The organism is Streptomyces sp. NPDC001508, assembly GCF_040298665.1.
Classification (GTDB): domain Bacteria; phylum Actinomycetota; class Actinomycetes; order Streptomycetales; family Streptomycetaceae; genus Streptomyces.
In genome coordinates, this window is sequence record NZ_JBEPAP010000047.1 from 50,274 (window position 1) to 74,308 (window position 24,035).

The window sequence follows — 24,035 nt, forward strand, 5'->3', positions numbered from 1 at the left end:
TTGCGCTGTCACCGGTGTACTGGTGCCGGCACTCAGCGCCAAGGACGGGCGTGCGGCGGCTATTCCCCATCCGGCGCGCAGTTCACGAGGCCGCAATGTTCGGGGGGCTGAGCTGGGACGGAGCCCGGCCGGCGGCGGCGTTACGGTTGCCTCATGAATGTCACCCGAGGCTTCACCGGGCGCCCGCGCGTCCTCGATCCGGGACTGCCGCCCGGCCAGTACGACGCGGGGGACGACTGGCCGGTGCTCTCCGCGGAGGTCACCCCGGACCTGGCGCCCGCCGACTGGTCGTTCCGCGTGGACGGGCTGGTGGCCGAGCCGCACACCTGGGACTGGGACGCGGCACACGCGCTGCCCGCGTCCGCATACGAGGGTGACATTCACTGTGTGACCGGCTGGTCGAAGTTCGGGGTGCGGTTCGGTGGCGTGTCACTGGACTGCTTCCTCAGTGTGGTCCGGCCCCATGGGTCCGCCACCCATGCCGTCGCGTACTCGCACACGGGCTACACCACGAACCTGCCGCTCGCCGACCTCAGCGGCGGGCGCGCCTGGATCGTCTGGGAGTACGACGGCACACCGCTGGCGCGGGAGCACGGCGGCCCGGCGCGGCTGCTGGTGCCGCACCTGTACTTCTGGAAGAGCGCCAAGTGGATCGCCGGTCTGACCCTCCTGGACCACGAGGAGTCCGGTTTCTGGGAGGGCAACGGCTACCATGCGCGCGGCAACCCCTGGGAGGAGCAGCGGTACTCCGGTGACTGAGACCTTCGCTTCCCGCACCCGGTTCGCGGTGCCCGGGCGCATCGTCGTCGGCCGTCAGGCGGCGTCGGTGTGGCAGAGGGCCACCGTCACGGAGGTGCGGCGCGAGACCCCGCGCGCCGCGACCTTCCGGCTCGCGGTGCCGCACTGGGCGGGGCATCTGCCGGGCCAGCATCTGACGCTGCGGCTCACGGCCGGCGACGGCTATGTGGCGCAGCGCCACTACTCGATCGCGTCGGCGCCGGACGACTCCGGGCACATCGAGCTGACCCTGGACCACATCGAGGGCGGCGAGGTGTCCGGCTGGTTCCACACGGTGGCGAGGCCCGGGGACACGGTGGAGGTGCGCGGCCCGCTGAGCGGCTTCTTCGCCTGGCCGGGCGACCGTCCGGCGCTGCTGATCGGTGCCGGGTCCGGGGTGGTGCCGCTGATGTCGATGGTCCGGCACCACCGGGCGCGCGGGCTCACCGTGCCGCTGCGGCTGCTGGTGTCGGCGCGCCGTCCCGAGGAGCTGATCTACGCGCGGGAGCTGGGCGCCGAGACCACCCCCGTGTTCACCCGGAGCGCACCGCGGGGTGTGCCGGTCGGACGTCTGGCGGCCGCACATGTGGCGCCACTCCTGGCCGAGCAGCCGCCTGGTGGGTGGGAGGCCTATGTGTGCGGCTCCAACGGGTTCGCCGAGCACGCCTCGCGGCTGCTCGTCGAGGCCGGCCAGCCGGTGGATCGCATCCGCATCGAGCGCTTCGGCTGAGGCCGGGATTGCGGCTCCTCGGACGGGGGCCGCTGCTCCTCGGACGGTTCGGCCCCGTCCCGGGTTGACGTTCCGGGGGTGCGCGGCCCCTCCCGAGGTCTGCTCCCGCGGCCCGGTTCGGGGGCGCGTCCGCGGGCGTCGAGCGCCGCGACGGGCTCCCTCGCCACGACCGCACCGTCCCTGATGTGCGCGAGGTGGGCGAGCTGCGCCGAACGGGGTACGAGAGCGATGTGGACGCTCGCGGGCGTGCGCGGTGCGCGGGCGGCGGCAGGGTGCCGTCGGGTGACCGGCTCCGGTGACGGCGAGGAGGTCGACATGCGGGTCCTGGTACGCGGCCGGCGCCGGCGCGGCAATCCGCTGCGGCGCCGGTCGGACGTCGTGGAGGCGTGGACGGCGCTGGGCGTCGCCGTGCTGCTGCTCGTGGGCGTGCCCCTGGCCGGGGTGTGGGCGGGCCGATGGGCGCACGACCAGGCGGCGGCGATCGCCGCGGCACAGCGGGCCGACCGGCACATGGTGCGCGCACGGGTGGTCGGGGGCACGGCTCTGCCGCTGCCCGTGACCGAGGACGGACAGGTGGGCGCCCGCCGGGCCATGGTGCGCTGGACGGAGCCCGGTGCCCGGGAGCGCACGGCCGTGGCCCGCGTCCCGGCGGGCACGCGCACCGGACAGATGGTGGACGTCTGGTTCGACTCCCGCGGACGCGGCGTCGGCGCGCCGCCCGACGACACCGCGGTCCGGCAGCACGGCGTCGTCATCGGCATGTGCACGGCGGGCGGAGCGGCGGCGGTGATCCTCCTCGCCCACGGGGTCGCGCGGCGCATCGCGCTGCGCCGCCGGCTGCTGGAGTGGGAACGGGAGTGGGCCCGCACCGGCCCGAACTGGAGCCGCGGACGGACCTGAGGCCGTCGGCCGCACCGGGCCCTTCGGGCGGTCGGCCGCCGTCCACAGCAAGCGTTTCCTGCGCCTTGACCAGCGGTTCGACGGCGGTCACGAGGCCGGCGGTACGCGCACGGATCTGGCGATCGCCGCGGCCACCGACGTACGGTGATCGCCCGCACTCACCCTTCACAAAGGCGGCTGCCGATGGCCCTGTTCGATCTGCCCCTCGATGAACTCCGTGAGTACCGCAGCGCGTCCGCGGAGCCCGAGGACTTCGACGCCTTCTGGTCCAAGACGCTTCAGGAGGCGCGCGAGCACGACCTCGACGCCCGCTTCGAACCGGCCGACACGGGTCTGTCCGCGCTGCGTGTCCATGATGTGACGTTCGCCGGGTACGGCGGCCATCCGGTCAAGGGCTGGCTGGTGCTGCCCGCCGGCGCCGCCGAACCCCTGCCGCTGGTCGTGCAGTTCGTCGGCTACGGCGGCGGTCGCGGGCTGCCGTACGAGCATCTGCTGTGGGCGTCGACGGGCCGTGCGCACTTCGTGATGGACACCCGCGGGCAGGGCAGCGGCTGGGGCGGCGGGGGCGGTACCGCCGATCCCGTGGGGGCGGGGCCCGCGTACCCGGGGTTCATGACCCGGGGCGTGGACGCGCCCGAGAACTACTACTACCGGCGGGTGTTCACGGACGCGGTGCGCGCGGTCGAGGCGGCCCGGTCGCATCCGCTGACGGACGCCTCCAGGACCGTGGCCGTCGGCGGCAGCCAGGGCGGTGGCATCACGCTCGCCGTGGGCGGACTGGTGCCCGACCTGGTGGCCGTCGCCCCGGACGTGCCGTTCCTGTGCGACTTCCCGCGGGCGACGAAGCTGACGGACCGTCACCCGTACCGCGAGATAGGCCTCTACCTCAAGACGCACCGCGGGCGCTCCGCGGACGTGCTGCGCACCCTGTCCTACTTCGACGGCGTGCACTTCGCGGCCCGTGGCCGGGCCCCCGCCCTGTTCTCGGCCGCGTTGGAGGACCAGACCTGCCCGCCGTCCACGGTGTTCGCCGCGTACAACGCCTGGGCGCACGACGACAAGTCGATCGAGGTGTACGACTTCAACGACCACGAGGGCGGCGGCCCGTTCCAGGACGCGGCGAAGGTGCGCTGGCTGCGCCCGTACGCCTGAGCGCGGGGCGCCGCGCTTCGGCGCCCGGGCCGCTCAGGGCAGCCGCCGTGCCACGACCAGGCGGGCGCGGGGGCTGCCGTCGGCGCGCCGGCCGAACTCGGGCAGGGCGTACAGCCGCGTGCCGAAGCCGGCGCGCTCCAACTCGTCGAGCACGGTGCCGAGTCGGAAGGCCCGGTAGTACATGACGAACGGCGGGCGCCACACGGCGTTGCGCACCCGCATCACCGTGTCGAAGCCCAGCAGGATCCAGAACCAGGCACTTGTGGGGCGGGGCGGGGCGAGCACCGGGAACGCGAAGCCGCCGCCCGGCCGCAGCACGGAGTGGACCTGCCGGAACAGCCCCGGCAGTTCGCGCGGCAGGAAGTGGCCGAACGCGCCGAAGCTCACGACCAGATCGAAGACGGGGGCGAACGGCAGGGCACGCGCGTCACCGCGCACCAGGTGGCGGCGCGGCCCCGCCGGGTGGGCCTGCCGGCCGGCCACGGCCAGCATGCCGGCGCTGAAGTCGACACCGGTGACGCTGCGCCGGCACACCCGCGCCAGCATCTGGGCCCCGGCGCCCGTGCCACAGCACAGATCGAGCCCGTCGTCGAACGGGCCGAGCCGGCCGAGCGCGGTGGCCACGGCCTCCAGGATGTCGTCCGGGGTGCGGAAGGGGGTGTGGTCGAACTTCGGGGCGAGCAGGTCGTAGCCGTGCTCGACCGACGACAGCGCCTGGGCGGCGAGTTCACGCAGGCTGGGACCCTCGGGGCGGAACATGCCCTCAGCCTAGGGGCAGGCGCCGGTTCGGCACCGCCCGCAGGCGTGCGCACCAGCGTGGGTGCTCCTCGCCGGCCGGCGCACCACCGCGCGCCCTCTCCAGGGGCCGAGTCCTCTCCAGGGGCGAGCGGGCCCCGTCGGGGGCGCCGTCGTCCATGGCCTGGATCTGGATCAGCGGCTGGTCGCGGAGGGCGGTGGGCCGGTGGGGCGGCTCGGCGGTGAAGGCGCGCGGCGCGGCCTCGACGCCGTCGAGGCGCTGCTCAACGAGGCCATGGGGCGGCGGCCAGCCGCAGCCGGTGCCGTACCGGCGCGCGCCGCCGCGGAGTCCATGTTCCTCCGCCCAGGGCTCGGGTGCCGGGAGTTCCCCTCGGCTCGCGGCGCGTGGTAGGGTCTCGTCAGCACTTGTGTACGCCCCGTCGTGGGCGCCGGTGCGGTTCTCCTCAGTTCACTCCGCGGTTCTCTCCGCGGTTCTCTCCGCGGTTCTCTCCTCGGTTCGCCGATGCGGCCGCCGTCTTCCGGTCGGCGCCCGGCGTCCCGCACACCTCGTCGGCAGTGGCCGTGGCCCTGCCCTCGCCGGGGTGTTGTCCGCCGCCCAGGCGCTCTCACGCGCCCTCCCCGCGGCTCTCTCCCTCCCCCTCTCCCCTCCCTTCCCTCTCCGTTCTCTCCCTTTCTCGCCCGGCCGATGCCGGGCCTCGCGTCCGCGAAAGGACCACCCACATGACCCTCACACTCGACCATCCCCCGGTGCCGTCACAGCCCACGGCCGACCGGTCCGTCACCGGTGTCCTCGACATCGACGCGCAGGGAAAGGGCCGGCTGCGGGCCGGGGACTGCCTGCCCACACCGTCCGACCCGCAGGTGCCGGCCGCGCTGATCGGCCGGCACGGCCTGCGCAAGGGCGACCTCGTCGAAGGGGTCCGCGGGCCGCAGCGCGCGCTCACCGCCGTCGGTCGTGTCAACGCCCGCGCGCCCGAAGAGCTGCGCGGTCGGCCTCACTTCCGCGACCTCACCCCCCTGCACCCGCACGAACGGCTCCGGCTCGAGCATCCCGCGTCCGGTCCGGCCGGCCGGGTCGTCGATCTGTTCACGCCCGTCGGCAAGGGCCAGCGCGGGCTCCTCGTGGCCCCGCCCAAGACCGGCAAGACCGTGCTGCTCCAGCAGCTCGCCGCCGCCGTCGCCGGCAACCACCCCGAGTGCCACCTCATGGTGGTCCTCCTCGACGAGCGCCCCGAGGAGGTCACCGAGATGCGGCGCTCGGTGCGCGGCGAGGTGTACGCCTCGACCTTCGACCGCTCACCCAAGCAGCACATCGCGCTGGCGGAACTCGTGATCGAACGGGCCAAGCGGCTCGTCGAGGACGGCGCGGACGTCGTCGTCCTGCTCGACTCGCTGACCCGGCTGTGCCGGGCCCACAACAACGCGGCGGCCGGCAGCGGCCGCACCCTCAGCGGCGGCGTCGACGCGGCGGCGCTGCTCGGCCCCAAACGGTTCTTCGGCGCCGCCCGCCAGGCCGAGGAGGGCGGCTCGCTCACCATCCTCGCCACCGCCCTGGTGGAGACCGGATCCCGCGCCGACGAGTTCTTCTTCGAGGAACTGAAGAGCACCGGCAACATGGAGCTGCGCCTGGACCGGCAGCTCGCCGCGCGCCGCGTCTTCCCGGCCGTCGACCTGCCCGCCTCCGGCACCCGCCGCGAGGAACTCCTCCTGCCCCCCGCGGAGTTGACGACCGTACGCGGCCTGCGCCGGGCCCTGCGGGGCAGGGACGGCGGGCCTGCGCATGTGGAGACCCTGCTGGAGCGGATGCGGGAGACCCCCGACAACGCGACGTTTCTGCGCCGCGTCCAGCCGACGCTGCCCTCCGGGTGAGCCGTCCGGCCCGGCGCCCCGCGGAGCGGGCCGCCGGAAGCGGAGCGCGCGGCCCGCGGCGCGGCGGCCGACGTACCGGACAAGGCGTCCCGGTCCGCACGGGGTGGCGGGTCCGAGGTGCGCCGTGTGGGGCATCCGGGTTGCTCGGGGACTCCATGCGGCCCAGACAGCGCGCACCACGGCTGCTCCGTTCCTACGTTTCTCATATGGAAATCGGACCCTCTTCCCGGTTGGCCGTGTCGGCCTGCGCCCTCTGTGTGGCGGGCATGCTGGCCCTCACGCCCACCGTGGCCGTCGCCCAGCCGAGAACCGCCGCCCCCTCGCCGTCGGGCGCGCCCAAAGCCGCGGTGCCCGAGCCCTCGGTCCTCTACGGCGACGGCACCCAGGTCAGGCCGCACAGCGACGCGCCCGAGCTGCCCGACCTCACCGCGCTGTCCTGGCTGGTCGCCGACGCCGGCACCGGCGAGGTGCTGGCCGCGCACGACGCGCACCGCAAGCTGCCGCCGGCCAGCACCCTGAAGACGCTGTTCGCCCTCACCGTGCTGCCGGTCCTGCCGGGCGGCACCCGGCACACGGTGAGCGCGAAGGAGCTGGCGGACGTCGGACCCGGCAGCAGCCTGGTCGGCGTCCAGGAGGGGGAGAGCTACCAGGTGTCCGACCTGTGGCGCGGTGTCTTCCTCAGCTCGGGCAACGACGCCGTGCATGTGCTGGCCTCGCTGGGCGGCGGCTGGGACGCCACGGTCGCCCGGATGCAGGCCAAGGCCCGCGCCCTGGGCGCCCGCGACACCCATGTCGTCTCGCCCGACGGCTACGACGCCCCCGGCCAGGTGTCCTCGGCGTTCGACCTGGCCGTCTTCGGCCGGGCCGGACTGCGCAACCCCGACTTCGCCCGCTACTGCTCCACCGTGTCGGCCGGCTTCCCCGGCCTCGGCGGCTCGTACGGGATCGAGAACACCAACCGGCTGCTGACCGGAGAGGACGGCGTGGAGCGCTACCCCGGCCTGCTCGGCATCAAGAACGGCTACACCAGCGATGCCGGCAACACGCTGGTGGCCGCCGCCCACCAGGGCGACCGCACCCTCGTGGTGACCGTGCTCAATCCCCAGGAGGACGACGGCCTCACCGTCTACGAGGAGGCGCGCGCGCTGCTGGACTGGGGTTTCGCCGCCGCCGGGCGGGTCGACCCGGTCGGCTCGCTGGACGCGCTGCGGGACAGGCCACGCCCGGCCGCGGCCCCGTCCGCCGCGCCGTCCCCGGCGGCGGTCGCCGCTTCCGTGCCCGACACCGGCTCCGGCTGGTCGGAGACCGGCGTCATCGTGGGCGTGGCCGGGCTGGGCGCGGGCGCCGTGGCCCTGGCGCTGCGGGCCAAGAACCAGCGGGCCGGGCGGGACTGACCCACCGGCAGACCGAGCAGCAGGCCGAGCGTGATCCAGGTGTAGAGGTTGCTGCCGAGGAACCCGTCGACGCCGGAGGCGTCCTCGAACCACAGCCACACCACGCTGGTGCACAGCACCGCGTACAGGGCGCCCGCGATCCGCGGGTGCCCGGTGCGCACCAGCACCGCGAAGGAGGGCAGCAGCCACACCAGATGGTGCACCCAGGTGATCGGGCTGACCAGGCAGGCCACCAGGCCGGTGAGGGCGAAGGCCGCCGTCCACTCCCCGGCCGCGACGGCCCGCCGTGCCCGCCACGCCCACACGCACAGCACCAGCAGCACCGCCGCCGCCCACAGCGGGCGGCCGCTCTCGCCGAGGCGGGCCAGCACGCCCTGCACCGACTGGTTCGAGACATAGTCGAGGCGCCCCACCCGGGTGGTGTCCCACAGCGCCTCGGTCCAGTAGAAGCGCGAGGCCCGCGGGTCCGCCCAGGCCGCGAGGGCGGTGGCCGCGAGAGCGACGGCCGTCGCGGTCGCGGCGGCCCGCCACCGGCGGGTGAGCAGCAGCAGGCCGATGAACACGGCGGGCGTCAGCTTGACGGCGGCGGCCAGGCCGATGCCCACGCCCGCCCAGCGGTCCCGGCCCGTCGCCAGCAACCGGGCGTCGCCCAGGACCAGGGCCAGCAGCAGCAGGTTCACCTGGCCGAAGCTGAAGGTGTCACGCAGCGGTTCGAACAGCGCCAGCAGGCATGCGAGCAGCGACCAGCCGAACCAGCCGTGGCGCCGCCAGTCCGGCCCGGCCAGCAGGCGCAGCACGACGGCCAGCGCGCCTAGGTTGAGCAGCAGACAGACCACGATGGCGGTGTGCAGTCCCAGCAGGGCCATCGGCAGCATGGCGAGAGCCGCGAACGGCGGGTAGGTGAAGCCGTACGGCGTACCGGGGACCCGGTAGTCGTAGAGCCCGCCGCCGTGGTGGACCCAGGTGTCGACCGCCCCCTGGTATACACGCAGGTCGAAGAAGTCGCGCAGCAGCGGCACGGTGGCCGTGAACGCGGTCACGGCGGCGGCGAGGACCAGGACCAGCAGCAGCCGGCCCCGTTCGGTGCGCGGCGGCCTCATGCGGTCCGGCCCAGCGCCGGGGCCTGCGCGGCCTGGTGGGCCTGCCACAGCACCACCACGGCGAGCACACCGCCGCAGACGGCGAGCAGCAGTTGCCCGGTGTCGGCGGGGGCACCGCTGGGCAGCACGGCCAGGGCGAGCGCGGCCGTCACCGCGGCCACCCGGTGCCGCACCTCGGTGCTGGGCGCGGCGGCCGCGATCAGGAACAGACCCCACAGCGCGTACCAGGGGCGGATCGCCGGGCCGAAGGCGGCGACCACCGCGAGGCTCAGACCGAGCGCGTACACCGGGCGCGGGCGCAGCCGCAGCCAGATGAGCAGCACGGCGACGGCGGTGGCGGCGAGCCCGAGCGCGTGCCAGAAGGGGACGGCCAGCGGCGCCAGATCGCTGCCGAGGTGGGCGAGCAGCGCGCCGGTGGCCCGGCCCAGCAGGCTGGTGAGCGCCCAGTTGTGCGAGGAGACCGGGGTGTCGAGGGCGCCTATCCAGCCGTATCCCGTACCGGCCACGGTCGTCGCGACGACGGTGGTCGCCCCGGCCGCGGCCGCCGTGGTCACAAGGGCACGCAGCGTGCCGCGGCCGGCGCGCGCCTGGAGCACCACGACGGCGAGCAGACCGAGCGCGGCGGGCGCCTTGACCAGGGCGGCCAGCGTGACCAGGACGGCCCCGAGGGCGGGCCGGCGACCGAGCGCCGCGACCAGGCCGGCACCGAGCAGACCGAGCATGATCGCGTCATTGTGGGCGCCCGCGACCAGATGCAGCAGGACCAGCGGGTTGAGGGCGCCGAGCCACAGCGCGGCGGCCGGATCGGCGCCGCTGTGCCGGGCGAGCCGGGGCAGCGCCGCCGCCATCAGCGCGACACCGAGGAGCGCGACGAGGCGCATGCCGACGAGCCCGGCGGGCAGTTCGCCGCGGGTCACCCCGGACAGGGCCGAGGCGACGGCGAGGAAGGCCGGGCCGTAGGGGGCCGCGGTGTTCTGCCACACGGGGGCGACCTCGTCGGCGAGCGGGCCGCCGAGTTGTGCGGGCCCGTACGCGTAGACGTCCATGTGGGCGTCGACCATGGCGCCCTGCGCGAGATAGCTGTACACGTCCCGGCTGAACAGCGGCGGTGCGAGCAGCAGCGGGCTCGCCCAGATCACGAGGACCAGCAGCAGGGCGCGCGGGCCGGGCGGTTCCGGGCCGCGGACGACCCGGCCGAGCAGCGCCCAGGCCGCGATCAGCAGGACGACGCCGAAGTACACCCCGACCAGGCCGAGGGCCGCCCGCGCCGACGCGGGGGCCAGGAGTTCCCGGACGGGCAGGGCTCCGGCGCTCTCACCGCCCAGCGCGAGGAAGGCGGTACCGGCCAGGCCCAGCATCTGGCAGCGGCGGAGATCGACGGGGAAAGCCATGGCCAACACTCGGCAAGCGTGTCAACGCCGGGTGGCCGCGAGGCGACGGGCCACACACCGGCGCACAACCTGCTCGTGACCGGCGTGTGACCGGGCCCGGCCCGTTCGCCGGTCAGAAGACGGACAGCCCGGTGAGCGTGGTGAAACGGTCGAGGGCCGCACACCGGCGCACAACCTGCTCGTGACCGGAGTGTGACCGGGCCAGGCCCTTTCGCCGGTCAGAAGACGGACAGCCCGGTGAGCGTGGTGAAACGGTCGAGGGCCGCCACCCCCGCCACGGAGTTGCCGCGTTCGTCGAGGCCCGGGCTCCATACGCACAGGGCGCACCGGCCCGGCACGACCGCGATGATCCCGCCGCCCACGCCGCTCTTGCCGGGCAGGCCCACCCGGTAGGCGAAGTCGCCCGCCGCGTCGTAGGTGCCGCAGGTCAGCATGATCGCGTTGATCTGTTTGGCCTGGCTGCGGGTGAGCAGCCGGGTGCCGTCGGCGCGGACGCCGTGCCGGGCCAGGAAGGTGGTGGCGAGGGCGAGGTCGGCGCAGGACGCGGCGAGGGAGCACTGGCGGAAGTACTGGTCGAGCAGGACGGGGACCGGGTTGTCGATATTGCGGTACGAGGCCATGAAGTGGGCGAGGGCCGCGTTGCGGTCGCCGTGCGCGTTTTCGGAGGCGGCGACCTCCTGGTCGAAGTCCAGGTCCGGATTGCCGCTCTCGGCGCGCAGGAAGGCCAGCAGTTCGCCGGCCGCGTCCCCGGTGCGGGTCTGGAGCCGGTCGGTGACGACGAGGGCGCCCGCGTTGATGAACGGGTTGCGCGGGATGCCGTTCTCGTACTCCAGTTGCACCAGGGAGTTGAACGGGTTGCCGGAGGGCTCGCGGCCGACGTGCTCCCACAGTGCGTCGCCCTCGCGGGACAGGTCGAGGGCGAGCGTGAACACCTTGGTGAGGGACTGCGCCGAGAACGGCCGGCGCCACTGCCCCACCCCGTACACCGTCCCGTCCGGTTCGGCGACGGCCATGCCGAAGCTGCGCGGGTCGCGGGCCGCGAGCGCCGGGATGTAGTCGGCGGGGCGCCCGCGGCCCGGGATGCGTTCGATCTCCTCGGCGATGCGCTCCAGGACCGGCAGGAAGGCGGGTGACGACGTCGTTGCCATGATCGCCATTGTGCCGCCGGAGGGGCGGGGTGCGCCGCCGCGGCTCAGGCGGTGCGTGCGCCGTCGCCCGCGACGATCTCCGGGCGCAGCAGGCCGGCCAGGGTGGCCGCGGGCAACAGGCCCTTCTCCAGGACGAGTTCTCCCACGCCGCGGCCGGTGGCCGGGGACTCCTCGGCGATCACACCGCGGCCGGTGGCCGGGACTCCTGTCGATGTCGGTGGCGGCCGTGCAGCCGATGTGCGGGTAGCGCGGTGACCGGACCGATGGAGTTCTCCACGGTCGCGCGCAGCTTCTCGGTGTGCGCGGTGACGCCGGTGACGCCGGTGACGCATCGCTTTGCGAGCGTGACGCAGGCGTTGCGCGGAGGGGACGGTGGGCGGAGGGGACGGCGGGCGGAGGGGCGTTCGCGCGGGCCGGGGTGTCAGGCGCGGGCCGGCAGGGGCAGGGGGTCCAGTGCGCGCACCGGGCGTACGCGGCCGACCGGTGCCCCGCCGCCGAGCAGGGGCTCGCCCGCGAACCGGGTGAGCAGCGCCGGGTCGACCCCCGCGCGGGCCAGGGCCGCCGCGGCGACCGGGATCCGGGCCCGGGACGCGCCGTCGGCGATCTTGACGGCGATCGCGCGGCCGTCCGGCAGCGCGGCGACCTCGACCCCCTCGAACCCGTCCTTGGCGAGCAGCCCGGGCACGGCCCGCATCAGCGCGGCCACGTCCCGCCCGGACCCGGAGGCCATCTCGGGGTGCTCGCGCATCGCGTCGGCGACGCGCGCCTCGGGCGTGCCGGGCGCGGCGGTGGTGATCCGGGCGGCGGCGCGGGCCAGTCCGTGCAGGGAGACGGCGAACAGCGGGGCGCCGCACCCGTCCACCGTGACCCGGGCGATCCGCTGCCCGGTGAGGTCCTCGACGGTCTCGGCGATCGTCTGCTGGAGCGGGTGGGCCGGGTCCAGGTAGTCGTGCGGGGACCAGCCGTTGAGGCGCGCGGTGTGGAGCATCGCCGCGTGCTTGCCGGAGCAGTTCTGGGCGAGCCGCGAGGGCGGCCGTCCCTCGCGCACCCAGGCGTCCCGTACGACGGGGTCGTACGGCATGTCCGGCACGTTGCGCAGGTCGTCCTCGGTGAGACCGGCCCGTTCGAGGATCCGCCGGGCGCCGGCAAGGTGGCGCTCCTCGCCGGAGTGGCTGGCCGCGGCCAGCGAGAGCAGGGCGCCGTCGAGCGGCAGCCCGGCCCGCACCATGGCCATGGCCTGGACGGGCTTGACGGCCGAGCGCGGATAGAACGCGGCCTCGATGTCGCCGAGTCGGAAAAGGACCTCGCCGTCGGGGCCGAGCACGACGACGGAACCGTGGTGGACGCCCTCGATGACCCCGCCGCGCAGGACGTGGGCGACGGGGACGTGGCGGGGTGCACGGACGGCGGGCGCGTTGGCGGGGGAACTGTTGTGCATCACTGCCTGACCAGGGGTGAGTCGGGACGAAGCGGCGCGAGATCCGCGCGCCGGCTGCGGTGAACGCGCGTGGTGTTCGCGCGTCGGCTGCGGTGAACGTACGCGGGCTGCGCGCGCCGGCTCCGGTGAACGTACGCGGAGATCACGCGCCGGCTCCGGTGAACGTGCGCCGGCTTCGCACATCGGCTCCGGTGGACGTACGCGGGCGTCGCACGCCGACTCTGGTGGACGCACGCGGAGATCGCGCGTCGGCTGCGGTGAACGCACGCGGGCGTCGCACGTCGGCTGCGGTGGACGTGCGCGCCGGTCGGCCGCGGAGGGCGTACCGGCCGTGCGGGGAGTACGGCGGGGCCAGATACCCCGCGCTCGCCCGGCCGCGCGGTGCCTGGGGTGTCAGCTGCCGAGCACGCCCGTGGCCAGCAGGCCGAAGAGGACTACGCCGATGACGATGCGGTAGAGCACGAAGGCGTTGAAGGAGTGCCGGGCGATGAACTTCAGCAGCCAGGCGATGGAGGCGTAGGCGACACCGAAGGAGACCACCGTGCCGATGACGAGGGGGGCGGCGCCCACACCGGCACCCAGGGCGTCCTTCAGTTCGTAGAGGCCTGCGCCGGTCAGCGCCGGAATGCCGAGGAAGAAGGACAGACGGGTGGCGGCCACCCGGTCCAGGTCGAGGATGAGTGCCGTGGACATGGTGGCACCGGAGCGGGAGAAGCCGGGGAAGAGCAGGGCGAGGATCTGCGAGCAGCCGACCAGCATCGCGTCCTTGAAGGAGGTGTCGTCCTCGCCGCGCTTGTGCCGGCCCATCTGGTCGGCGGCCCACATGACGCCGCTGCCGACGATCAGTGAACCGGCGACCACCCACAGCGAGCCGAGCGGGCCGTCGATCAGCGGCTTGGCGGCCAGACCCACGAGGACGATGGGGATGGTGGCGTAGATCACCCACCAGGCGAACTTGTAGTCGTGGTGCACACGCTCCTCGCGGTCGCGCAGACCGCGGCCCCAGGCGGAGACGATCCGCACGATGTCCTTGAAGAAGTACACGAACACGGCGGCGATGGCGCCGACCTGGATGACGGCGGAGAACCCGACGACGGACTTGTCGTCGACCGGGATGTCCATGAGCCCCTCGGCGATCTTGAGGTGGCCGGTGGAGGACACGGGAAGGAACTCGGTCACCCCCTCGACGACTCCGAGGACGACGGCCTGACCGACGGAGATGGCGCTCATGGGATCCAGTTCTGAGGAGTTGGTCGACAGTGCTGTAGACAGTCTTACTACGCCCGGGCGTACCGCAAGCACCCGCGCCCGGACGGCCGCCCGGCCGCCGACGGCCCGGGAGGGGCGGTGTGCGGTGTGCGCGGCACGGGCACACCGCAAGAGGGCCGGGTCGAGCCGCGACCCCACCGTACGGGCGACCGGACGACACGGCGCCGCACCGGCCCCGGCACCGGCAGTGCACCCCGCCGGTTCACAACGACTTCTTACCCTGCACGCCCGTATCGTCCGCTTTCGCCGAACCCGGGGCGTGGCGCCATCGCGGTGCTCGGTGCGGCGGGCGGCGCGGTTGAGCGTCGCGGAGGTGCTGCGCGGCGAATGACGGCGAAGGGGCCGGTCCGGGCCGGATGCGTCCGCACTAGTTGCACAGTCAACAATGGGGCGGATCGGTGTTACCGTGCGGGTATGGCAGTCAAGACGGCCGAGGCCCGGCTGGAGGATCGCTGGCGGGACATTCTGTCGGTCCACGCACGCACGATGTGCGAGATCGACCGGGTCCTACACCCGTACGGCCTGGGCGCGAGCGACTTCGAGGTGCTTGACATCCTGGCCGCCGAGTCGTCCCGGGAGGGCGACCAGTGCCGGGTGCAGAACCTGGTCGGGCGTGTGCATCTCAGCCAGAGCGCGCTGTCCCGGCTGATCGGGCGGCTGGAGAAGGACGGTCTGGTGGAGCGCTCGGTGTGCGCGGAGGACCGGCGCGGTGTGTGGGTCGCGCTCACCCGCAAGGGCCGTGACCTGCACACCGAGGTGCTGCCGCGGCAACGGGCGGTACTGGCCCGGATGCTGGCCGACCCGGCCGGCTAGACCCTGTCACGGCGGGCAGGGCCCCACTCGCCGGGCCGCCGGCTGCGCGTGGGCCGGTGACGCGGGGCCGAGCAGGGGGTTCGTCTCGTCGACGCGGGTGCGGGCCCTGTGGCGGCCGGGGTGACGGGACGGCCCGGCGAGGCCGCCGCGCACGCCCGCGGCCGGCAGACGCGGCCCGCCGATCGCGCTCCGGGCACCGTCCGGCACCGTCCGGCACCGTCCGGCACCGTCCGGCAGCGTCCGGCAGCGGGCAGTCGGCCTCGGCGCACAGTCCGTACGGCACGGGGCTCCGGACGCCGACGCGGAGCACGGGCACATACGGCAGGGCCCCGTCAGGGCCAGGTCCTCGACGCGGAGACCGTCACCCACGGGGCGTCCGCAGCCGCCGCCCGGACCGGTGCGTCACGCCGGGGCCCGCGCCCCCACCGAATGCGCGGCCCGGTCGGCACGAGGCCGCCGCCGGCTCACTCCGGGGGGCGTAGCGGTCGAGCCGCGCGACGCGGTCGGCCCCTGCCGTTCGGTCACGGCGTTCGGAGATCGCCGAGGGACGGGCGGGGCGGGACCGCCCGGCCTCGCCCGGATCACCCCGGGCCGGTGCCTTCGCCACGGACCCGCCGTTGAAGTGCGGAGGTCTGCCGCCGCCGCTCACCGCTTGCGCCACGGGACGGGTGCGCAGGTGCTCGCCAACCCGGACGCGGTCGGCAGCAGCCCCAAGTTCATCACCAAGGGCATCGCGATCGCCGCCGCGGCCCTTCCGACCGGTGGATGCCGTTGCGTGACGGGATGCTCCAACTGGGCCCCACGGCAACCCGGTTGGACCTCGGTCGATTTGACAGCCGTTCCGCGCCCGCAGCACGCTAAGCTCATGAATTCCATTTCCAATAGGAACGGCTAGACATGCGCGTGGCATTCGTCGGCAAGGGCGGCAGCGGCAAGACCACCCTGTCGGCCCTCTTCTCCCGCCGTCTGGCCCACTCGGGCGCGCCGGTCGTGGCCATCGACGGCGACATCAACCAGCACCTGGCCCACGCCCTGGGCCTCGCCGAGGAGGAACGCCTCACGGTGCCGCCGCTGAGCGCGCGCACCGGCGAGATCAAGGACTATCTGCGCGGCACGAATCCGCGGATCGCCTCGCGTGAGGCCATGGTCAAGACGACCCCGCCCGGCCGCGGCTCGCGGCTGCTGCGGCCGCTCGGGGACGACGAGATCCACTCCCGTCATCTCCAGGTGGTCGGCGGAGTACCGCTCATGGTCACCGGCGCGTTCGACGAGAGCGACCTCGGCGTGGCCTGCTACCACTCGAAGCTGGGCGCGGTCGAGCTGTATCTCAACCATCTCGTGGACGGCCCCGGCGAGTACATCGTGGTCGACATGACGGCGGGCGCCGACGCCTTCGCCTCGGGCCTGTTCACCCGGTTCGACCTCACCTTCGTGGTGGTCGAACCCACGCGCAAGAGCGTCTCGGTGCTCCGCCAGTACCGGGAGCACGCGGCCGAGTTCGGCATCCCGCTCGCCGTGGTCGGCAACAAGGTCACGGACGCGGCGGACCTGGACTTCCTGCGCCGGCACGTCGGTGAAGGACTGCTCGCCCACTGCGAGTCGTCACCCTTCGTGCGCGCCCAGGAGCAGGGCCGCGGCCAGGGGACGCTGGAGCGGCACAACGCCCACGCCCTGGACCGGCTGCGCGCCGCCGTGGACGCCCGGCCCAAGGACTGGACGGCCTTCCAGCGGCACGCCGTCGACTTCCATCTGCGCAACGCCGCCGCCTGGGCCGACGCCGCCACCGGCCATCGCCTGGCCGACCAGGTCGACCCGGAGTTCGAGCACGGCCCGGCGGCCCTCGGGGCCCTCGTCTGACCGGGACCGCCCGGCCCGGCCCTCCTCGCAGCACCGTCCGTACCTCAACGCAACAGAACAGGACACCCCATGTCGCTCGACGTCTCCCCGCAGCTGCTCGCCGAAGCCGAGAACGGCGAGGTTCGGGAGGAGGACTTCGTGGCAACCGTCCGCGCGTCCCTGCCGTACGCCTACGATCTCGTCGCCCGTCTGACCGCCGAACTGCAGGACGGTTCCGCGGAGTTCGCGGACAACCGGACTCCGCCGCCCTCGGAGCGGGAGCGCGGGCAGCTGCTTCGGGCCCTGTCCAGTGACGCGATCCGGGGCTGCCTGGAGCGCCACTTCGGCGTCGCCCTGGCGTTCCAGAACTGCCACCGCGTCGCGGTCTTCCGGCCCGGGGCCCGCGGCGGGGCGGTGCACAGCCGCTTCACCTCGCCGCGCGCCCAGCTCCTCAACCAGTCACCGGAGCTGCGGGACTGCTGAGACAGCACGGGACCGGGCCGTCTCCGAGGTCAGCCGTCGAGGAGTTCGGCGAGCCGCCGCACGTCGATGTTCCCGCCGGAGACGATGACGCCGACCCGGCGGGGAAGCGGGTCGATCCGGTGTGCCGGCAGCGCGGCCAGGGTGCTCGCGCCGCTCGGTTCGACCACGGTCCTCCTTCATCCGCTCGAAGGCGAACCGCATCGCCTCCCTGATCCGGTCGTCGCTCGCCGGCGCGATACCGTCAGGCAGACGCCGGTTGCCGGAGAAGGTCTCAACGCCCGGTGAGCGGCCCGGAAAGAGGAGGAAGAGGAGTCAGTTGACCACCGGCAGCTACTACGAGCGCATCGACGAGCACCGCTTCAAGCCCACCCCGCACGCGAGCGGCGCCTGGGGCCCCGACGAGCAGCACTTCAGCCCGCTCGGCGGACTCATCGTGCATGCCGTCGACGGATATCTGGCCGGGCGCCCGGACACCGGACTGGTTCCGGCCCGGATCAGCTACGACATCCTCGGGCGTCCGGCGCTCGACGAGTGCGAGATCCAGGTGGAGACCGTACGCCCCGGCCGCACGATCGAACTGCTCGAAGCCGTCGTCCTGATCGCGGGCCGCCCGGTGGTCCGGGCCCGCCTGTGGCTGCTGGCCGGCCTGGACACCACGGGTGTCGCCGGCGGCGCGGGCGACCGGCTCCCCGCGCCGGACGGGTGCGACCGGTGGGCGATGAGCGAGCTGTGGCCCGGCGGCTACATCGCCTCCCTGGACGTCCGCGCCGTCGCCCCGCCCCGGCCCGGCCGCACCACCGCCTGGGTCAGCACGGACCTCGACCTGGTCGCCGGGGAGCGGGCGAGCGCGCTCGCCCGGTACGTCACCCTCGTCGACACGGCCAACGGCATCGCCGTACGCCAGTCGCCCACGGCGTGGATGTTCCCCAACATGGACCTGACCCTCCATCTGCACCGCCGGCCCGCGGGCCGCTGGGCCGGCCTCGACACGACCGTCGTCTTCGGCCCCACCGGGCAGGGGCTGACCAGCACCGTCCTGCACGACGCCGACGGGCCGGTCGGACAGGCCCAGCAGATCCTCACCGTCCGGCCGCTGCCGGACAACGGCGCCTGACCGCCCCGGCGGCACGGACAGGGCCGTTCGGCACTGGACCGGCTCCGGGCACGCGCGGCAGCCTGGACGGGAAGGGGGCTGCCCACGGGAGGTGGACACGGTGGAAGCCAAGCAGTGGACCGTGCAGATCTACATCACCGAGGAGGGCGACGACACGCACGCGCGTGCCGTGCTGACGACCCGCGACGCGTCGGGGCTCACCGGGCGGGGCCTCGCCCGGCGCAATCCGGTCGACCGGCCGATACCGGAGGTCGGCGACGAACTGGCCGCCAGCCGGGCCCTGGAAGACCTCGCCGTACGGCTGCACGACGTGGCCGCCGACGACATCGTGCAGATGGCCGGTCCCGTGCACCGCTGACGCCGGCGGGTCGCGAGGCCACGGCGCGCACGCACGCGTATGCGCGGGTGCCGGGAGTTCGGCCGCGCCCATCGTCTGCCCCATCCGCGGGCACACGCGCGTACGCGGGTACCGGCGGGTCAGTCCGGGAGCATCAGGAGGAACGTCTCACCGGGACGGACGCCGACCGTGCGGTCGGGCAGCCGGAGGTCGACCGGCGGAAGGTCGGACGGCGGGACGGCGACCTCCAGCTTGCCGTGCTCCAGGCGCAGCCGGATGTCCCAGTGCCCCTGGTAGCGCAGCGAGAACCCGTACGACGACAGCTGCGGCAGCGGCACCGGATCGAGCCACAGCGCACCCTGCCGGGTCTCAAGACCGGTCAGTCCGCGCTGGACGAGGTCCAGGGTGCCGGCCATGGCACCCAGGTGGATGCCCTCGCCGGTGGTGCCGCCCTGGAGGTCGGCGATGTCGCCGCGGAGTGCCTCCTGGCAGAACATCCAGGCGTCCGCGCGCCTGGCCCGGGCCAGGATCCAGCCGTGCACCAGGCCGCTGAGGGTGGATCCGTGGCTGGTGCGGCGCAGATAGTACTCCACGGTGCGCCGCCAGGTCTCCTCGTCGAGCCGATGCCCCAACCGCTCGAACAGGGAGCACAGTTCGGCCGGTGAGAAGAGATAGCCGAGCATCAGCACATCGGCCTGCTTGGACGCCTTGTAGCGGTTGACGGTGTCGCCCTCGGCCTCCAGGATCCGGTCCAGACGCCGGATGTCGCCATAGCGCTTGCGGTAGTAGTCCCAGTCGAGTTCGGCGAGTTGGCCGTACCCCTCGAACTGGCTGATCACCCCGTCGTGGAACGGCACGCGGAGGGTGCGGGACACCTCCTCCCAGCGTTCGGGCTCGTCGTCTTCGAGGCCGATGCGCTCGGCGAGTTCGCGGCGCCGCGGCTCGGGCAGGGCGCGCAGCAGGTCCACGGCACGGGCCAGCACCCAGGCGGCCACCACATTGGTGTACGCGTTGTCGTCCAGGCCCGGTCGCGGCGCGTCGGGATAGGCGTCGTGGTACTCGTCGGGGCCGACCACGCCGAGGATGCGATGCCCGCCCCGGTGCGCGTCGTGGCGGGCGGAGTCCGCCCAGAAACGGGCGATCTGCAGCAGCATCTCGGCGCCCTCGGAGTGCAGGAACTCCGTGTCGCCGGTCGCCTCGCAGTACTGCCACACGTTGTACGCGATCGCCGAGCCGACGTGCCGCTGGAGATGGGAGCGGTCCGGCAGCCAGTGCCCGGAGCGCGGGTTGAGGTGCAGTCGCTGCGCCTCCTCCCGGCCGTCGCTGCCGCTCTGCCACGGGTACAGCGCGCCCCGCCGGCCGATCGCGCGGGCCGCCGCGCGGGCCTGGCCGAGGCGCCGGTGGCGGTAGCGGAGCAGGGCGCGGGAGACCTCCGGGAAGTGCAGGTTGAGGTAGGGCAGCACGAACAGTTCGTCCCAGAAGACATGGCCGCGGTACGCCTCCCCGTGCAGCCCGCGGGCGGGCACGCCCACATCCAGGTCGGCGGTGTGCGGCGAGAGCGTCTGGAGCACATGGAAGAGGTGCAGCCGCAGGATATGACCCGCCCGGCCGGGCACGTCGAGGCCGGTACGGGTCCACAGCTGCTCCCAGGCCGTACGGTGCCCGGCGAGCAGTTCGTCGAAGCCGGCCGCGGCGCCGACCCGGTCGGTGGCGGCGCGCAGCGGGTCGCTGATCGCGAGGTCGTGCGAGGTGTGCAGGGCGACGGTCTTGTCGACGCGGACGGTGCGGCCCGGGGTGAGGCTCAGGCGGAGCCGCTGCACGGCTCGCAGGTGTTCGTGCGCGACGGTCACCGGCACGTCCGCGGTCAGACGCGCGGCCAGGCCGATCCGGATGTCCGAGGTGCGGGTGCGGCAGCGCAGCCAGACCGTGTCGGGGGCCGCGGCACCGGTAAGCACATGGGTGAGATGGCGGCCGTCCAGATCGCGGTAGCGGGCCACACCCGAGTTGCCGACCCCGCCGTCGAGGGCGGCTTCGACGTCGAGTTCGCCGGCGAAGCCCTCGGCGGTGAACTCGGTGCGCAGCGCGGCCAGATGGGGGTCGGCCATGTGGACGAGGCGCAACTGCCGCACGAACAGCACCCTTCCGTCGCCGAGCCCGTAGCGGGTGTGCCGCTCCAGCAGGCCGAAGTCCAGGTGCAGGACCTTGCGGTGGCCGAGCACCGTCGCGGTGTCGGGGGTCAGCCAGTCGTGCCCCGCGGGGCGAAAACGCAGCGGCAGCCAGTTCGGCAGGTTGACCATGTCCTCGTTCTCGATCCGCTGCCCCGCCACCTTGGAGGTGAGCCGGTCGTAGCAGCCCGCCGCGTATGTGCCGGGGTAGTGCACGGCGTCCGCCACGCACTCGGGCAGCGCCCCGCGCGTGGCGAAGTAGCCGTTGCCCAGGGTGCACAGCGACTCCCTGAGGCGTTCGTCAGCGGGGTCGTAGTCGTCGTACTCCCAGGTCCAGCCGGTCACTGCGGCCCCCTTCGTCGCATCCTGCGGGCCCGTGCGGTCCTCCGTCTCCTCCCCCACTGTCCGGTCAGCGGGCGCGGTGCGCCACCGGCGCGGGCGGGCGCAGCGGGGCGGTGGCTCACCTGCGGTGCGGCACGACGGCCACGGGACAGGCCGCGTGGCGCAGCAGGGCGTGTCCCGCGTGCCCGAAGCCCGGTCCGAAGGGGCCGGTGGAGCGGCAGGCGCCGATGACCACGAGGTCGGCGGCGGCCGAGCGGCGCAGCAGCGTCCTGCGCGCCGAGCCCCGCACGGTGGCGCGCCGCACCCGGACCCGGGGGTGCTCGGCGATGGCGTCCTGGAGCAGCGCGTCCAGGGTGGCGGCGGCCTGCCGCTCCCGCGCACGGGACGGGTCCTCGGACGGCGCGGGGAACTCGGCGCTCTCGTAGACGGGACAGTGCCAGGCGCGGACCACGTCGAGGGTGCACTTGCGCGCCTCGGCCTCATGGAACGCGAAGCGCACGGCGTCGGCGGCGGTGCCCGGCTCACCGGCGCCGAGCAGGATCCGCGCGTGCGTGCCGGCCAGGCCCGCCCGGTCGCCGCGGACGACGATCACCGGGCCTTCGGCGTGGTCGGCGACCGTGCGGCCCACCGAGCCGAGCAGCAGTTCCGTGAGCGCGCCGTGACCGCGGGTGCCCGTCACCACCGCGAAGGCGTGGCCGGCCTCGCGCAGCAGGGCGTCGGCCGGTTCCTCGGGGACGACATCCGTGTCGATCTTCACGCCCGGCGCCCGGCGCGCGGCGCGTTCGGCCGCGGCCGCCACGATGTGCTCCGCCAGCCGGCGCTCGGCCTGGTGCTCGCGCTCGCCGAAGGCGCCGGCCTCGTAGTGCTCCCAGAGGGAGGCGTACACGAGCCGCAGCGGCAGACCGTGCCGGGCGGCCTCGTCCGCCGCCCAGTCGACCGCGCGCTGGCTTCCGTCCGAACCGTCGACCCCCACGACCAGGGGCCAGGTCGTCGTCGGCCGGGTCATCGTCGCCACCGCCTCTCCTCGGGCCGCCGGTGGTGCGGCGCGGGGACTTCCCCCCGTCTCACCCTCGCACCGGCGGGCGGACGGTGCGAGGGGCGGGTCGTCCGCCCACCGGGGCCGAACGACCCGGAGTGCGGTCCGTGCGGCCCGTGGCGTCCGGCCGGGCACGCGGACACGCTGGCAGAAAGAACCCCACGGCGCTGGGCGCCGCCCCGCCGCGAGCAGCGAACGAAAGGAGCCGGTGCGATGACCTCCGCCACCACCCTGAACGCGGCCCTCGCGGCCGAGCACCGCGAACGACTGATGCGGATCGCCCGTGAGGTCTCCTTCGAGGCCGGCACCCGGCTGTTCGAGGAGGGCCGACGGGCCGACCGGCTGTGGATCGTGCGCACCGGTACCGTCGCCCTCGACCTGCACGTGCCGGGCCGGCGCGCGGCCGTCGTCGAGTCGCTGGGCCCGGGCGAACTGGTCGGCTGGTCCTGGCACTTCCCGCCGTACCTGTGGCAGCTGGGGGCCGAGGCGGCCAGTCCGGTGCGGGCGTACGAGTTCGACGCGGGGACCGTGCGGTCGATGTGCGCGCAGGACGCCGAGTTCGGGCGGGCGGTCGCGGTCTGGGTGGGCCGGGTGGTCGCCCAGCGGCTGCACGCGTCGCGCGTCCGCCTCCTCGATCTGTACGCGCCGTACGGGAGCGGCGGGCGGCCCTGACGGAGATCTTTGGCGGGGGCGCCCAAGGGCTCGGGACGCTTCGGTGGTTCGGCGAGTACGGCGCCGCACCGCCGGGGGCGAGGGCGCCCAAGGGCTCGGGAGATTCGGTGGTTCGAAGAGTACGGCGCCTCTCCGCCGGGGCGCCCAAGGGCTCGGGACGCTTCGGTGGTTCGAAGAGTACGGCGCCGCACCGCCGGGGCGCCCAAGGGCTCGGGACGCTTCGGTGGTTCGGCGAGTGCGGCGCCGCACCGCCGGGGGCGAGGGCGCCCGAGGGCTCGGGAGATTCGGTTGTTCGGCGAGTGCGGGTCCGCACCGCCGGGGCGCCCAAGGGCTCGGGACGCTTCGGTGGTTCGGCGAGTACGGCGCCGCACCGCCGGGGGCGAGGGCGCCCGAGGGCTCGGGAGATTCGGTTGTTCGGCGAGTGCGGGTCCGTCGTGGTCGGTCGCGCCGTGTCGATCGCGCCGTTCCCCGCGTCACCGCCTCCGAGGGCGGGGGCGCATGAGCCTTGATCCATCGACCGGTCCGTTGTGGATGACGCCGTGAACTCCGAGCGAAGAGGCCAGTCGGCGTCTGATTGGCTCTTGCCGGCATCGGTGCGGCTTGGAAGCATTTCGTGTGGCAGCGGGAAGGCTGACCAGGCGTCACGGAGGTTGCGGAGCGCGGTCATGATGTGGTGGTCGTCCGACGTGAGGGTCACTCGCAGGTGTGCGGACGGCCGGCCGTCGCTGCGATACATGCCGCCGTATCCCACCGCGGTGCCCTGTTCGTAAGCGAAGCCCACGAACTCGGCTGTGTCTCGCAGCGGGAGACGAATCCACTGGGACGGTCCGATCCCCACACCCTCGATGCGCCAGTCGGGAAGCTCGTCCCGGACGAAGGCGGAGGAGATGAGTGTCCGGCGCTCCACTTCGGCCCGGCGGCGCGCGACGATGGCACCGTGATGCGGTAGCAGCTTGGCAGCGCCTACTGGGGCGGCCTGATCGACTGGCTCACGACCACGTTGATCGCCCAAGGCAAGGCCACCGAGGCGGACTTGACCTTCCTCCACGTGACGGACGATGCGGACGAGGCGGTGGCCCTGGTCTCGAAGGAGGCCGGCCGCTGAAGGGGTTTCCGCGCCGGCCAAGAAGTACGCCGTGTCAGCGCGCGGTCCGACGGGCCACCGGCGCACCGACCTAGGGCGGGTTTCGAAAGTCCCGTCTGGCCCGCGACGCCTGGCACGGCACTCCCCCAGCCTTCGGCCGGGAGGTGCCCCCACGCCGCGTTGTCGGGGGGGGGGGGCGCGGCGCCCGACACGGCGCCCCCACACCCCA

Annotated in this window: 19 protein-coding genes and 4 pseudogenes; 13 read left to right on the forward strand and 10 right to left on the reverse strand. The window is 74.1% G+C overall.

The window, feature by feature from the left end:
- Positions 1-153: 153 nt before the first annotated feature.
- From ABT245_RS32265 to ABT245_RS32280, 4 genes are all read left to right on the forward strand, one after another.
- Entirely contained in the window at positions 154-759 is a 606-nt protein-coding gene (locus ABT245_RS32265) for a sulfite oxidase-like oxidoreductase (protein ID WP_351740471.1), read from the forward strand.
- Positions 752-1,507: a ferredoxin reductase gene (locus tag ABT245_RS32270; protein WP_351740474.1), complete on the forward strand. Its 756-nt coding sequence runs from the start codon at positions 752-754 to the stop codon at positions 1,505-1,507. The genes ABT245_RS32265 and ABT245_RS32270 overlap by 8 nt, the downstream gene beginning before the upstream one ends.
- 315 nt (positions 1,508-1,822) lie before the next feature.
- The gene (locus tag ABT245_RS32275; RefSeq protein WP_502982240.1) at positions 1,823-2,407 is read left to right on the forward strand and encodes an Rv1733c family protein; all 585 of its coding nucleotides are present in this window, start codon (positions 1,823-1,825) and stop codon (positions 2,405-2,407) included.
- Between the two features lie 183 nt (positions 2,408-2,590).
- Positions 2,591-3,559: an acetylxylan esterase gene (locus ABT245_RS32280; RefSeq protein ID WP_351740478.1), complete on the forward strand. Its 969-nt coding sequence runs from the start codon at positions 2,591-2,593 to the stop codon at positions 3,557-3,559.
- A gap of 33 nt (positions 3,560-3,592) precedes the next feature.
- Here ABT245_RS32280 and ABT245_RS32285 read toward each other — a convergent pair whose 3' ends face one another.
- Positions 3,593-4,318, reverse strand: coding sequence for a class I SAM-dependent methyltransferase (locus ABT245_RS32285; RefSeq protein ID WP_351740481.1), 726 nt, complete (start codon positions 4,316-4,318; stop codon positions 3,593-3,595).
- Positions 4,319-5,035: 717 nt separating this feature from the next.
- Here ABT245_RS32285 and rho point away from each other — a divergent pair.
- Positions 5,036-6,184, forward strand: coding sequence for a transcription termination factor Rho (gene rho, locus ABT245_RS32290; RefSeq protein ID WP_351740484.1), 1,149 nt, complete (start codon positions 5,036-5,038; stop codon positions 6,182-6,184).
- Between the two features lie 266 nt (positions 6,185-6,450).
- Positions 6,451-7,275 (forward strand): annotated as a pseudogene (locus ABT245_RS32295) (D-alanyl-D-alanine carboxypeptidase family protein); the annotation flags it as partial.
- A 35-nt stretch (positions 7,276-7,310) separates the two neighbouring features.
- On the opposite strand, the gene ABT245_RS32300 reads toward ABT245_RS32295, so the two are convergent.
- From ABT245_RS32300 to ABT245_RS32325, 6 genes and pseudogenes are all read right to left on the reverse strand, one after another.
- Positions 7,311-8,678: a glycosyltransferase family 87 protein gene (locus tag ABT245_RS32300; protein ID WP_351740486.1), complete on the reverse strand. Its 1,368-nt coding sequence runs from the start codon at positions 8,676-8,678 to the stop codon at positions 7,311-7,313.
- The gene (mptB, locus tag ABT245_RS32305; protein WP_351740489.1) at positions 8,675-10,069 is read right to left on the reverse strand and encodes a polyprenol phosphomannose-dependent alpha 1,6 mannosyltransferase MptB; all 1,395 of its coding nucleotides are present in this window, start codon (positions 10,067-10,069) and stop codon (positions 8,675-8,677) included. Before mptB ends, ABT245_RS32300 begins: the two co-directional genes overlap by 4 nt.
- Before the next feature lie 218 nt (positions 10,070-10,287).
- Positions 10,288-11,226 (reverse strand): glutaminase, encoded by a 939-nt coding sequence (locus ABT245_RS32310; protein ID WP_351740491.1) that lies wholly within the window; start codon positions 11,224-11,226, stop codon positions 10,288-10,290.
- Between the two features lie 35 nt (positions 11,227-11,261).
- Positions 11,262-11,578: pseudogene (locus tag ABT245_RS32315) on the reverse strand (hypothetical protein); the annotation flags it as partial.
- A 60-nt stretch (positions 11,579-11,638) separates the two neighbouring features.
- On the reverse strand, positions 11,639-12,655 hold the full coding sequence (locus ABT245_RS32320; RefSeq protein WP_351740493.1) for an asparaginase: 1,017 nt from the start codon (positions 12,653-12,655) through the stop codon (positions 11,639-11,641).
- 393 nt (positions 12,656-13,048) lie between these two features.
- On the reverse strand, positions 13,049-13,885 hold the full coding sequence (locus tag ABT245_RS32325; protein WP_351740496.1) for an undecaprenyl-diphosphate phosphatase: 837 nt from the start codon (positions 13,883-13,885) through the stop codon (positions 13,049-13,051).
- A gap of 453 nt (positions 13,886-14,338) precedes the next feature.
- Here ABT245_RS32325 and ABT245_RS32330 point away from each other — a divergent pair, with 453 nt between their 5' ends.
- The 3 genes from ABT245_RS32330 to ABT245_RS32340 all read left to right on the forward strand — a co-directional run bounded on the left by ABT245_RS32330 (position 14,339) and on the right by ABT245_RS32340 (position 17,056).
- Positions 14,339-14,737, forward strand: coding sequence for a MarR family winged helix-turn-helix transcriptional regulator (locus ABT245_RS32330; RefSeq protein WP_351740499.1), 399 nt, complete (start codon positions 14,339-14,341; stop codon positions 14,735-14,737).
- Between the two features lie 897 nt (positions 14,738-15,634).
- On the forward strand, positions 15,635-16,594 hold the full coding sequence (locus tag ABT245_RS32335) for an ATP-binding protein (protein WP_351740502.1): 960 nt from the start codon (positions 15,635-15,637) through the stop codon (positions 16,592-16,594).
- Between the two features lie 69 nt (positions 16,595-16,663).
- Entirely contained in the window at positions 16,664-17,056 is a 393-nt protein-coding gene (locus ABT245_RS32340) for an SCO5389 family protein (protein WP_351740504.1), read from the forward strand.
- 29 nt (positions 17,057-17,085) lie between these two features.
- Here the strand turns inward: ABT245_RS32340 and ABT245_RS32345 are convergent.
- Positions 17,086-17,341 (reverse strand): annotated as a pseudogene (locus tag ABT245_RS32345) (pyridoxal-5'-phosphate-dependent protein); the annotation flags it as partial.
- A gap of 31 nt (positions 17,342-17,372) precedes the next feature.
- Between ABT245_RS32345 and ABT245_RS32350 the strand changes: the two are divergent.
- Positions 17,373-18,170: a thioesterase family protein gene (locus tag ABT245_RS32350; protein ID WP_351740506.1), complete on the forward strand. Its 798-nt coding sequence runs from the start codon at positions 17,373-17,375 to the stop codon at positions 18,168-18,170.
- A gap of 100 nt (positions 18,171-18,270) precedes the next feature.
- Positions 18,271-18,528, forward strand: coding sequence for a DUF1876 domain-containing protein (locus tag ABT245_RS32355; protein WP_351740508.1), 258 nt, complete (start codon positions 18,271-18,273; stop codon positions 18,526-18,528).
- A 119-nt stretch (positions 18,529-18,647) separates the two neighbouring features.
- On the opposite strand, the gene ABT245_RS32360 is transcribed toward ABT245_RS32355, so the two are convergent.
- Positions 18,648-21,017 (reverse strand): glycoside hydrolase family 65 protein, encoded by a 2,370-nt coding sequence (locus ABT245_RS32360; protein ID WP_351740511.1) that lies wholly within the window; start codon positions 21,015-21,017, stop codon positions 18,648-18,650.
- Positions 21,018-21,132: 115 nt separating this feature from the next.
- Positions 21,133-22,020 carry a universal stress protein gene (locus ABT245_RS32365; RefSeq protein ID WP_351740517.1) on the reverse strand — a complete coding sequence of 296 codons (888 nt, stop codon included), beginning with the start codon at positions 22,018-22,020 and terminating at the stop codon, positions 21,133-21,135.
- 243 nt (positions 22,021-22,263) lie between these two features.
- On the opposite strand from ABT245_RS32365, the gene ABT245_RS32370 reads away from it, so the two are divergent.
- Together ABT245_RS32370 and ABT245_RS32375 are read left to right on the forward strand one after the other, a co-directional pair.
- Positions 22,264-22,722, forward strand: a complete 459-nt coding sequence (locus tag ABT245_RS32370; protein WP_351740514.1) for a Crp/Fnr family transcriptional regulator — start codon at positions 22,264-22,266, stop codon at positions 22,720-22,722.
- 955 nt (positions 22,723-23,677) lie between these two features.
- A pseudogene (locus ABT245_RS32375) lies at positions 23,678-23,827 on the forward strand (TIGR00730 family Rossman fold protein); the annotation flags it as partial.
- Positions 23,828-24,035 lie beyond the last annotated feature (208 nt).